This window comes from Flavobacterium ichthyis (assembly GCF_009915155.1).
In the GTDB taxonomy this organism is placed as follows: Bacteria; Bacteroidota; Bacteroidia; order Flavobacteriales; family Flavobacteriaceae; genus Flavobacterium; species Flavobacterium ichthyis.
Genome location: NZ_JAABLM010000004.1, coordinates 135,386 through 148,360 on the forward strand (window position 1 = coordinate 135,386; position 12,975 = coordinate 148,360).

Sequence of the window (12,975 nt, forward strand, 5' to 3'; positions counted from 1 at the left end):
TCTATTTTTGCTTACAGCTTAAGCATTTAGTTTTTCAAATGTTTTTCTAAAAATTGATCTTGTTCCCATAAGAGATGCAAAATGTTTTCTTTTGCCGCATAACCGTGGCTTTCTTTTGGCAACAACACCATTCTCACTGGGGCTCCTAAACCTTTCAAGGCTTGGAAATATCTTTCAGTTTGTAGCGTGAAAGTTCCCGGATTATTGTCAGCATCACCGTGAACTAACAACATTGGTGTTTTCATTTTTTCGGCATTTATAAAAGGAGACATCGTGTTGTAAACGTCTTGTGCTTCCCAATAATTTCTTTGTTCGCTTTGGAAACCAAATGGTGTTAACGTTCGGTTGTAAGCTCCACTTCGGGCAATTCCGCAAGCAAATAAATTAGAATGTGTTAATAAATTTGCCGTCATAAATGCACCGTAAGAATGTCCTCCAACTGCCACTTTTTTTCTGTTGATGTAACCTAATTTATCCACCGCATCGATTGCCGCTTCTGCATTGGCAACCAATTGCTCGATAAAAGTATCGTTAGGTTCTGTGGTTCCTTCACCAATAATTGGGAACGAAGCATCGTCTAAAACCGCATAGCCTTTTGCAGCCCAATAAACAAACGAACCGTAATAAGGAAATGTAAAATCGTTAGCGTTTTGAGCACTTTGTCCCGCACTATTTTTGTCTTTGTATTCTTCTGGATAAGCCCAAATTAATAAAGGTAATTTTTCTTTTTTCTTCATATCATAACCTGCCGGAAGGTATAAAGTTCCGGAAAGTTGAACGCCATCTTTTCGAGTGTATTTAATTACTTCTTTATGTACGTTTTTAATGCTTTCGAAAGGATTGGCAAAATTGGTAATTTGCGTTAATTGGTTTTTCTTTTTAATATTTCTGAAATAATAATTCGGGTATTCTGTTTTAGATTGAATTTGAACTAAAACTTCCCCTTTTTTGAAATCTTCAATTGAAAAAATACTTTCAACTTTATCTTTGTAAGCCGATTGGTACAAACGTTTCGGTTTTAAGCTTTTCATATTAAATTCATCAACAAAAGGGAATTGACCATTTTTAGTATAACCAGCTCCAATTAAATAAGCGTTGTTATTTTCTAAAGCCAAAACATAACGACCGTATTCATTTTTAACAGTTTCAAAATTTCCCGGATCACTGTAAATATCTTGAGAATTTCGGTCGAAAATTATTTTAGGTTGTTGTGATGGATTAGAAGGATTGATCAAGTAGGTTTTTTCGTTTCGGGTATCATACCATTGGTCGTAAAGAATTGCGGTCGTTTCGTTACCCCACAAAATGCCGCCGTAACGTTGTGGTGTTTTAGCCAAAGAAATCGGATTTGCTGTAAAAGGCGCTTCCCAAAGGAAAACTTCGTCACGGAAATCTACTTTGTTTGCTGGATCTCCGCTGTCTAAGGCTTCCACGAAAACTAAGGTTGAAGGTTTATCCGCTCTCCAACTCATACTGCGTTTTCCAGTTCTGGTAGCCATAAAACCTTTTGGCATAATTTCGTTTAGCGGAATTTCATTTACCGTTTTAATTGCTTTTCCGTTCAAGTCGTAAACCACAGTATTCATTGGGAAACGGTTTAAAGGAACGATGTAAGAATACGGTTTTGCGATGGTGGTAATCATGATGTAATTTCCATCGGGTGAAAAACTTTCTCCAGCGTACAAATCGGCAGATTTGTAAAGAGCAGCCTTTCCGTTTAAATCCACCTTGTATAATTCCGATGTTACCAAGTTGTCAAAATTGGCTTCATCCGTTTTGTTTTTTAATAAATCCTGATAGGTTCTGTTTTGTGACACTTTTCCATCTCCAGAAGAAACGGTTGGTCCGGTTGGCAAATCTTTTTTAGCATCAATCAAAGCTGGACGATTTGACGGAAGCATTTTTACCAAAAGATTTTCGCTGTTGCGGTACCAACTGATTGGGTTTCCTAAGTTAGCGTTAAGGTTGGCCGCGGTTAATTTTGTGGCTTTTGCCGAAGCTACATCCAAGACGTACAATTCAACACCTGTTGCAGTTGTATGCGTAAAAGCAATTTTCTTTTCATCTGGAGACCAAGAGATGTTGGCAATTTTTGGGTTTTGTGGCAAACCGGTAACCTGAATTTCATTTTTGTCTTTAATTTTCCGTACCTTAATATTATTGATATAAGTAGTAGTACTTGAAATATTAGTTACAGGATTTATTCTTAAACCACCGAGACGCATTTCTTCTTGGTTTAGCTCATCTAGTGTTTTATAAGTGTTTCGGTAAGAGAGTAACATATACTCTTTTTTAGTGTCCATCGAAACCGAAGGAGCTCGTTCATAATCGGCAAGCTGGAGGATTTCCTGGGATGGTTTTTGATACTTGAGTTCTTCCTGCGCAAAGCCTGCGAGACCTGCCAAAAGGAAAAGCATGGAAAATTTTACTTTCATAAAAAAGATATTTTTTGGTTGCATGATTTGTCTTTAAATGTAGGACTTTGTAACAGGTTTTGCCAAATTTTTTTTGTTAAAGTGAATGTAGCAGGGGTTGCAGCCCCGATTGTAGCGGAAAGCCCACAGGCAAAAGGGCTATTTTTTTCTCGCAGCAAAAAGCGACGGCAGGAGCTCTTTTGCTGCGAATTGAAAAAAAAGCCCGTTGCCGAGGACTTGAAGCGAAAAGCGGGAATGGCTGCCAAAAAAAATACGAATTGATAATTTGTAAATTTTTGCTATATTGTTACCGTGTTTTTCACGAGATTTTTATTTTTAATAATTGATTTTTAACGAAATACTAATTTTATGTATCATAGTAAAATTGCCGGGCTTGGTTTTTATGTTCCTGAAAATGTGGTGACTAACGACGATTTGTCGAAAATTATGGATACCAATGATGAATGGATTCAGGAGCGAACGGGGATTGTGGAGCGACGGCACATTGTGAAAGGCGATGGCAACACCACGACATCAATGGGAGTGAAGGCTGCAAAAGTCGCAATCGAACGCTCTGGCATTTCCAAAGATGATATCGACTTTGTAATCTTTGCGACTTTGAGTCCGGATTATTATTTTCCGGGTCCTGGAGTGTTGGTACAGCGTGATTTGGGTCTGAAAACCGTTGGAGCATTGGATATCCGAAACCAATGTTCGGGTTTTGTGTATGCCTTGTCTATCGCAGATCAATACATCCGAACCGGAATGTATAAAAATATTCTCATCATCGGTTCCGAAGTCCACAGCAATGGTCTGGACATGACAACTCGTGGACGTGGTGTCTCGGTTATTTTTGGCGATGGAGCAGGAGCGGCGATTTTATCGAGAGAAGAAGATTTGAGCAAAGGAATTTTGTCCACACATTTGCACAGCGAAGGCCAACACGCCGAAGAATTAATTGTAAAAGCTCCTGGAATGGGCGGCCGTTGGGTTACTGATATTTTAAAAGACAATAATCCCGACGATGAAAGTTATTTTCCATACATGAACGGGCAATTTGTGTTCAAAAACGCTGTGGTTCGTTTCAGCGAAGTAATCATGGAAGGACTAAAAATAAATAATTTGGAAGTTTCGGACATTGATATGCTGATTCCACATCAAGCCAACCTAAGAATTTCACAATTTATTCAGCAGAAATTTAAATTAACTGATGATCAAGTCTTCAACAACATCCAAAAATACGGAAACACAACCGCAGCTTCCATACCAATAGCCTTAACCGAAGCTTGGGAACAAGGAAAAATAAAAGAAGGTGATACCGTGGTTTTAGCTGCTTTTGGAAGCGGCTTTACTTGGGCAAGTGCGGTGATTAAGTGGTAGGGTTTAAGGTTGGAGTTGCAGAGTTTCAAAGTTGCAGAGTTTCAAAGTTTAAAGCCAAACCTTAAAGCCTTAATTTTTCTTAACTTCTTAATGTTGAAAAAGTTTCAGGATTCAAGTTTCAGGTTTTAAAGGTTATCCTTGTTTTCCGATGAAGGAGTAATCTTAAAAATAGTTCCAAATTTGGAACAAAAAAAGCGCCGGATAATTCCAGCGCTTTTACTTTTGCCTAATGCCTAATTTAAAACATTCCTCCACCTTGTTTGGTGTTGTCTTCACGGTATTTACGTTGCATCGCTCTGTTTTTTCCACCACCAAACATATAATTGATTCCAAAATAAAGCGACTGGCTTTCCCAACCAAATCTTCCTGAACTTGGGTAAGGATTCTGGCTGTCAAATGCATACTCCATCGTGTTGAAAATGTCGTTAAAACGAAGGCTAAAAGTCAATTTATTGTTTAACATTGAATATCTTCCACCCATGTCAATCTTGTACATTTCGTGGCTGTTGTTTTGGATTCCGTCAACCGGACCACGGTAAAAACCAAATAATAAAAAGCTCAATCGTTTCGTTGCTTTGAAGTTTGAATTAATTCTCGCGTTGAAAGCTGAAGCTTCAATTTCTCTTTGAACAAAATCAAATTCACCCACAGTTCCTTCACGAAGTACCGAAACCAAACCTTTTTGTCTGATGTTCGAGTAATCAATTGCAGGCTGAACATCCCACCATTTCGTGATTTTATAATTGGCAGAAATTTCAAATCCGTAAGCAGAATTATTGTCGAAATTAGCCCAACTCATCATCAAATCATTCGGGTTTTCAGTCGTTTCATCCGAATACAAAACACGGTTGATTTCGTCATTGATCAATCGGTAAAAAACACCTCCGGTTAAGGAACCTTTGTCAAAAATTTTGGTATAATTTACTTCAACAGAATTGGTAAACTGCGGACGAAGTTCCTGATTTCCTAATCCAACTACCAAAGGCGTTGCAAATTCTCTAATCGGTTTAGTTTGTTCTAAACTCGGACGGTCCACTCTTCGGCTGTAGCTGAATTGGAACATATTTTTGTCGTTCAAGTTGTACGTTAAGTAAGCCGAAGGATAAACAGTTAAATAATCGTCATCAAATTTTACATCACCATTGTTGAGGTTTGCTTGGGCTTTGTAACTCTCAAAACGCGCTCCTAATTGGTAAGAAAATTTCTCGAATTTTTGTCCAAAAGTAGCATATGCCGAATATATATCGATATCATAAGAATAATCACTATTTGGAATTGGAACCAACGGATTTCCTGTAGAATAATCGTTTGTAGTTCTGATGATTCTCGCTTCGGCACCTAATTCTAAAGTCGATTTTTCGTTCAATGGATTCACATAATCCAAGTTTGCTGTTGTATTTTCACGTTTGTCTTTAATTCGGTCAGAAAATATAATTTGAGATTCTGGCGAAATAAAAGTGGTGGTGTTAAAATTAGCGTTTTGTGTTTGCTTGTAATCATTGTAATTGGCTTCAAAATCAAGCGTGTGGCCTTCTTTTTCAAATTTATGTTTGTAAGCCAAATTGTAAGCGGCATTGTTATTATCCGTTAAATATTCTCCTAATTGTAAAACGTTAGGTTCTTCATTGGTCAAATATTCGATAAACGTATCTACATTTCCTGCTCCTTCTAAAGCATTTTGATTGGTGTAAAATGAAATCGTATTTCTATCATTAATGTAAAAATCCATTCCAATTTTATACAAATAAGATTCGTTATCATTCACAATATCAAGGTTTTGATTCGAACTGTTGTCAAATCTTTGGATAAATCCGTCATTGAAATATTTTCCAAAATTACTCCCGATATTCCCGAAGAAATTCACTTTTCCGGTACGGTAGTTCATGTCTAATGAGTTGTTGAATTTTGGTTCTTTTGCAAAAGTAATTCCCGCATTTAAACTCCCGTTAAAACCATCGTTAGCATTTTTGTGCAACACAATATTGATGATTCCTGACATTCCTTCCGGGTTGTATTTCGCACTTGGATTGGTAATCAGCTCAATTTTTTTTATAGAAGTCGAAGGAATTTGTTTTAACAATTGAGCAGGATCCATGTTCGTTGGTCTTCCGTCCACTAATACCCTAACATTTTGGTTTCCACGAAGTGAAATTCTTCCATCCTGATCTACATTTACCGAAGGAATATTGTTCATAATTTCCGAAGCCGTGGCTCCAGCAGTTGTCAAATCTCTACCTACGTTGATTACTTTTCTGTCAATTTTTTGTTCAATCGTCGAACGTTCTGCTACAACTTCTATGCTTTCCAGCGTGGTTGCATCGTCAAGCAAGGTGATTTTTGGCAAATCTACAGAACCGTTACTCAAGTTCACATTGGTCGTATAAGTTTTATAACCCATAAATTGAATTTCTAGCGTGTAATTTTTTGCTGCTAGATTTTTTACAGAAAAATCGCCCTTGTCATCACTTAGAACACCCGAAACCACAGCGTCAGCTTCTTTTATGGTAACGGTAGCATAGGGGATTGTTTGGTTTTTAGTATCGGTAACTTTTCCAGAAATGCTTAAGTTGTTTTGTGCAAATGCCGGAAGCATCGATAACAAAAACAAAAGGTAAATTAGTTTAGTTTTCATTTTAAATAAAAAATTAATTTTTTTGATTGATGATTATTTTGCCTTAATAGACATCACAATATTTCATTTGTTACAAAAAAATATTATTTAAAATAATTCCAAATAAAAAGCCCTCCCGAAAAAAATATGAGGAGGGCTTCGATAAGGACTTGGGGAAATCCGGGGTAAAAATACTACAAAAATTTATCTTTTCATTGCAAAATGTGAACGGAATTCTTTTTGTTGTCCATCAACATAATATGTAACTTTAAACCAATAATCAGTTGAAAATAATGCTTTTCCGTTTAAATTCCCATCCCATCCAGTAGCAGCTGAAGGTTTAATTTGAATAATGAATTTTCCATAACGGTCAAAAATGTCGATTAAAGCATCGGGTTGATGAGCCAAATCATGAATGTTCCAGTAATCATTAAAACCATCACCATTTGGCGTAAAAAATTTAGGATAATTTACTACAAAAGCTTTGATTGTAGTCGTTAAACAGCCATTGCTGTCAATTACGGTTATTAAATGTTCGCCTGAAGAAACATTCGTAAAAACAGGATTAACTTGAGGTATTCCGTCGTCTAATTGATATAAATAATTTCCTAAACCTGTTGCCGTCACAGTAATATCCTGATTATCATTAAATTCGTTACTTACAAAATAGGATACAACTGCTTGTTGTGAGAGCAACACTTCTGCCGAAATTTCTTTAGAAACACATCCGGTTAAAGTGCTGGTTGCCAAAACGCTATACATTCCGGGTTGTGAAGCTGTGAAATAACTTTGCGTAGCATTTTCAATTAAATTTCCATTAAAAAACCATTGAAAAGTGTGGAAAGAACTTGATAAATTTGTACTCATCACATGAGAATTTATAGCTTCTCCAGTATCAATGTCTTGGCAAATTATTCCTTCTTGTAGTATGGCTTCAGGAGTTTGTTTCACTACCAATCTTATCGGAACAATATCATAACATTCTCTAGAAATTAAGCTGAAAAGTTTTACAAAAACCGTGGTTGCTGTTGTTGATTCGATTGGGTTTTGATGCAAAACTGCATCGTTTTCACTTAAAAAATATAAAACGGCATACTCAGAAGGTTGAAAAGTTCCAAAAACAAAGTCGTTTAAAACATTTAAATTCACTTCAGTAATCCCATCATTTGAGTCATCATCATCACAAAAAGTTCTGACTTCTAATGGAATTTCAGTAATTTCTGGAGTGGCGACAATGGTAATTTCAAACGGAACTTCTCGTGAACAAATTTGTCCGCGATTATCAATTTCATTATAGATATATAAAGTTTGTGTGGTTGAAATCCTTTGTCCTTCATATAATAATTCACCTTGTTTATTAGGTTGTGTATAATAATTTCCATGTGTTAATGCCGGCAAAATAAATTCATTGCAAGCAATAACAGGTTCTAAAATATCTAATGGAACATCAACAATTGTGATGGTAAAACTGTTTTGCGACTCACAAACCGGATTGGTATCAGTTTTAGAATAAATATAAATCGTTTGGGTTTCGGTAATGATATCTCCAGCATTTAATTGTGTTCCAGTTCCATTTATTCCAGTAAAATAATTTCCGTGTTCTAAAGGTGTCAACGTATAAGCACCACAAATTGGTCCAATATCTGAACGCGAACTAATTGACGGCAATTTAATTACGTTTACCATAAAACTAATTTCATTGGTACAATTTTGCCCAGGCAAAATTTCCTTGTAAATATAAATTCTTTGTGAGGTGGAAACTGTATGTCCAGCAAGTAATTGAATACCTGTTCCTTGTGTTCCGGTGTAATAATTCCCCACAGATATTGGAGGCAATACGTATCCGCCACATACTGTCACATCGCCATCAATTTGTGGAAAAGGATTTGAAATGATTACATCAAAGTAAACATTATCAGTACAATTAGGAATGTCTTCAGTAGCAACATAAATATAAATTCGTTGTGAGGTGCTGATTAGCGTTCCTGCTGGAATCATATTTCCAGAACCCGCAGGACCAGTAAAATAATTTCCGATAGCAAGGCGTGGCAAAACGTAATTTGAGCAATTTTCCGCATTGGGTGGCGTGTTAATACCAATGTAAACTGTAAACCTTTTTTGATCACTGCAAATTCCGTTTTGGGTGTAAACATAAATATTTTGAGTAGTGGTAATCACTGTTCCTGCAGGAATTTCATCAACTCCATTTGGTCTTGCAAAATATTTTCCATGGGTTAAACTTGGTAGCACATAACTTTCACATCTAAAAACATTTTGAAAATTGGATAATCTAGTGAACGGAATAATTTCAACCTCAAAAGCACCGTTTACGATACAAAAAGGTTCTGCTGGAAATTGATAATAAACATAAATTGTTTGATTTTGGGTAATTCTTGTACCTGCAGGAATTTGTGTACCTTGACCATTTGGCTGTGTATAATAATTTCCTGCCGTTAAATTTGGCAATATATATTCAGTACAATAAGTATTACTTGCAGGAATAATGCTTTCTGGATCTAAAACTGTAATATTAAAACTGGTTTCGTTGGAACAATTAGGCGTTCCTCCGGTTTCGGCATAAACGTAAATAGTAGTGGTAAAGTCAATCACATCTCCAGCAAAAAACGGCGTTCCGTTTCCTCCCGAAGCCGAAAAATAATTTCCGTGGGTAAGAGTCGGTAGCGTAAATTCATCGCAAACCAATTGATTTTCAATGGTGTCAACTTGTGGTAAATTTTTTACAAATATTTCAAATGACGTTGTAGCAAAACAATCCACATCAGTTTTATTGTAAAGGCGAACATAGATTGTTTCTGCATTTTGCGCAAGCAAACCATTTTCCGAAACAGCATTTGCACCAGTTGCAGCATCTTCAGTAGAAAGATGGTATGAAACTGCAAATATGTCTGAAGATAAACCATCCAAAATGCTATTATTTTGTTGCGAAAAAATAAAAATTCCCTGATTTCCATCGATTTCCACCGCACAAGAAGTTAAGTTTGAAGGTGCGGTGGCAATCGGTGGATTGGTGGTTAATAATTGGAAATTTCTCACCGTAACACAACCTCGTGCATTGGTGATTCGGGCAAAAATAGTAGTATTTGGGGTGACTAAAATATTTTCATCTAAAGGCGAAACGTTTGCCATTGCATCTACTTCAGAATAGTGATAACTAATCGTACTTCCGGCATCTAAACTGGAAAGTACAGCATTATTTTCGGCTAAATTGTAATCGTAAGTTGAAGCTCCAGTATCACATTTGTATAAATTTTTCAAAGGTGGTACTACAATTTCCGGGAAAAATTCAACCAAAATTGAATCTGAAAGTGGTGTTTCGCATGGAAATGCTAAACTATTATAGATTAATGTGTAAGTTCCAGGTTCAGTAACGGTTAAGTTCGGCTGGTTTTCACCTTCGATAATGACATTATTTTTTTTCCAAGTGAAAGAATATTCGGTGTTACTTAAATTGCTTTGAATGGTGTGGCTTTCGCCAAAACAAATCGCATTCTCCGAAGCCAGAGTTAAATCATCACCCAAAATTTCTTGACCAATGTTAAAACTACTGGACGAAATAAAAATTGCCGAATCTTCTTGGTAATCGCGTCGGTCGGCAATGACTAGCTTAATGTGATACGGCGTGTTGGGAACTAAAATGCTTCTGGCTTGCATTAATTTTGTTTGTCCGTTAAAGTCGATGGCGGCATTTTCTGCTTGAGAACCCCCATTAAATAATCCAAAATATTCCGCGTTAACTGATTCACATTGAGAATTGTACAAATAATTTCTAACCGTAAAAACCGAAATTGGCGTGATGGAATTGGGGATTACCGCCAGATTTCGGGTTTCGCCGGTGTTCCTGTTAGTTAACAAGAACGCAAATGCATCAGAAAAATAACATTGGTAGTTACCATATTCTTCAGAAGCAAAAAGAAAATCAAAACTAAAATTTGGGGAAAGGGCAACAAAATCAAATTCTAAAACCGTAGCATTTACTGATTGCATTTCGATTCCGGCATTGGCCAAAACGTCCTCTAAATCAGTATCGCCAATCCAAGCGTCGTTATTTCCGTCACTGAGATTATTAATATTGGGACCTGAAGCTCTCATTGCATTTCCGGTGGATAATATCACACCACTTTGCATCGGAAAATTTGGATTGGTATTGGTAAAATAGCCAATTCCGTTATCCGAACTAAAGTTACTTCCTGTACGCCAAGTAATATTGGTCGCCTCAATACAGGAAGAATTAATCAAAACTTCATTCACGAGCTGGGGAACCGTGTGAGATGTATTGTCCACAACAATTTGCTGTGACAACCCTGCAATTGGCAACCAAACCAAAAACAGTAGTAGGTATTTTTTCATATCGAAATTAACTTGTATAAATCAATTTTTCAACATATGTTCGTAAAAAGAATTGGGGCTCTTGTTACATTCATTTTATGGGTCAAAATTATATAGAAAACTCGATAAAGTGTATAAAAAACTCGATAAAATACACAATTTAACTGATTTTACACGTATATTCTTACAAAATATTAAATTTTTGAAAGAATTTACTTAAACTTTTATTTTCAAGTATTATCAAATTGATTATCATGCAGTTATACTCTGCTGTATTCCATACGTAAATTCATACAGAAATTAGTATCTTTGCACGCTAAAAATTAAAAAAATGAGTCTAGTAAAAATTCTTTCGCCTAAAATTGAAAAAGCCGTTTCGGAAATCTTCGGAATCACTCCCGAAAAAATCGAATTTCAGGCTACACGGAAAGAATTTGAGGGCGATATCACCATGGTTATTTTTCCTTTGGTCAAAATTTTACGTGGAAATCCAGTAGAAATTGGAACCAAAATCGGGAATTGGTTAGTAGAAAATGATGAAAATGTTGAGAAATTCAATGTAGTTTCGGGTTTTTTAAACATTGTCATCGCCGATGCTCATTACCTCCAATTTTTTAATGAAATTCAACCCGATTCTCAATTTGGAATCCAAAAACCAAATGAAAATGCAAAAGCAATTTTGGTAGAATATTCTTCACCAAATACCAATAAACCTTTACATTTAGGACACGTTCGTAATAATTTATTAGGATATTCTGTAGCCGAAATTTTAAAAGCTTCGGGAAAAAAAGTATATAAAACCCAAATTATCAACGATCGTGGTATCCATATTTGTAAGTCAATGGTGGCTTGGGAAAAATTTGGCCACAACGAAACCCCGGAAACTTCTGGTTTAAAAGGTGACAAATTCGTTGGGAAATATTATGTAGAATTTGATAAAGCCTACAAAACCGAAATTGAAGCGTTAAAAGCGGAAGGAAAGTCTGAAGACGAAGCCAAAAAACAAGCGCCAATCATCGTGGAAGCTCAAGAAATGCTCCAAAAATGGGAAGCTGGAGACGAAGCGGTTATCGCACTTTGGAAAAAAATGAACGGTTGGGTTTACAAAGGATTTGAAGAAACATACCAAAATCTTGGCGTTGATTTCGACTCTTATTATTACGAAAGCAACACCTATTTATTAGGGAAAGACGTGATTGAGCAAGGTTTGGCAAGCGGCGTTTTTTACAAAAAAGAAGACAATTCGGTTTGGATTGATTTAACCGCTGAAGGTCTTGACGAAAAATTAGTGCTTCGTTCGGACGGGACTTCGGTTTACATTACACAAGACATTGGAACTGCTATTCAACGTATAAAAGATTTTCCAGATGTTGGCGGAATGGTTTACACCGTTGGAAATGAGCAAGATTACCATTTCAAAGTGTTGTTTTTAATTTTGAAAAAATTAGGCTTTGATTGGGCCCAACATCTGTTTCATCTTTCCTACGGAATGGTTGATCTGCCTTCCGGCAAAATGAAAAGCCGTGAAGGAACTGTGGTTGATGCCGATGATTTGATGGCAGAAATGGCTTCAACCGCCAAAAATATTTCGGAGGAATTAGGAAAATTAGATACTTATTCTGACAATGAAAAAGAAAAACTCTACAAAACCATAGGTTTAGGAGCGTTGAAGTATTACATTTTAAAAGTAGATCCGAAAAAAAGAATTTTGTTTGACCCGAAAGAATCAGTGGATTTTGCCGGAAATACAGGTCCATTCATTCAATATACTTACGCCAGAATCCAATCGATTTTGCGTAAAGCAAATTTCAATTTCTCGGCTCCACAAACCGGAATTGCGTTACATGCCAAAGAAAAAGAATTGCTCAAACAACTCGAACTTTTCCCACAAATTATCCAAGAAGCCGCACAAAATTATAGTCCGGCAGTGGTGGCAAACTACGTTTATGAATTAGTAAGAGAATACAATTCTTTTTACCAAGCCGTTCCAATTTTAGGTTCGGAAGTAGAAAATGAGAAAATATTCCGTGTACAACTTTCCAATAAAGTAGCCCAAGTGATTGCCACCGCATTTTCACTTTTAGGAATTGACGTTCCCGAAAGAATGTAGTTGAGTTTGGAGTAAAAAGTTTGGAGTGAGAAGTTAAAGGTTTGGAATAATCAACAATTTTTATTTAAAATCTGTCATTCAAAAATCATATATCATAAATCGTAAATCCAAAA

General features: G+C 36.2%; 5 protein-coding genes. 2 read left to right on the forward strand and 3 right to left on the reverse strand.

The genetic code is table 11. From position 1 onward, the window contains the following. Positions 1 to 26: 26 nt before the first annotated feature. Entirely contained in the window at positions 27 to 2,435 is a 2,409-nt protein-coding gene (locus GV828_RS04605) for a S9 family peptidase (protein ID WP_166536306.1), read from the reverse strand. Positions 2,436 to 2,783: 348 nt separating this feature from the next. On the opposite strand from GV828_RS04605, the gene GV828_RS04610 reads away from it, so the two are divergent. Further along, the gene (locus GV828_RS04610) at positions 2,784 to 3,794 is read left to right on the forward strand and encodes a 3-oxoacyl-ACP synthase III family protein (protein WP_166536307.1); all 1,011 of its coding nucleotides are present in this window, start codon (positions 2,784 to 2,786) and stop codon (positions 3,792 to 3,794) included. A gap of 238 nt (positions 3,795 to 4,032) precedes the next feature. Here GV828_RS04610 and GV828_RS04615 read toward each other — a convergent pair whose 3' ends face one another. After that, on the reverse strand, positions 4,033 to 6,426 hold the full coding sequence (locus tag GV828_RS04615) for an outer membrane beta-barrel family protein (protein WP_166536308.1): 2,394 nt from the start codon (positions 6,424 to 6,426) through the stop codon (positions 4,033 to 4,035). Positions 6,427 to 6,609: 183 nt separating this feature from the next. Beyond that, the gene (locus GV828_RS04620; RefSeq protein WP_166536309.1) at positions 6,610 to 10,773 is read right to left on the reverse strand and encodes a T9SS type B sorting domain-containing protein; all 4,164 of its coding nucleotides are present in this window, start codon (positions 10,771 to 10,773) and stop codon (positions 6,610 to 6,612) included. Positions 10,774 to 11,083: 310 nt separating this feature from the next. On the opposite strand from GV828_RS04620, the gene argS reads away from it, so the two are divergent. Then, positions 11,084 to 12,862, forward strand: a complete 1,779-nt coding sequence (gene argS / locus GV828_RS04625; protein ID WP_166536310.1) for an arginine--tRNA ligase — start codon at positions 11,084 to 11,086, stop codon at positions 12,860 to 12,862. Positions 12,863 to 12,975 lie beyond the last annotated feature (113 nt).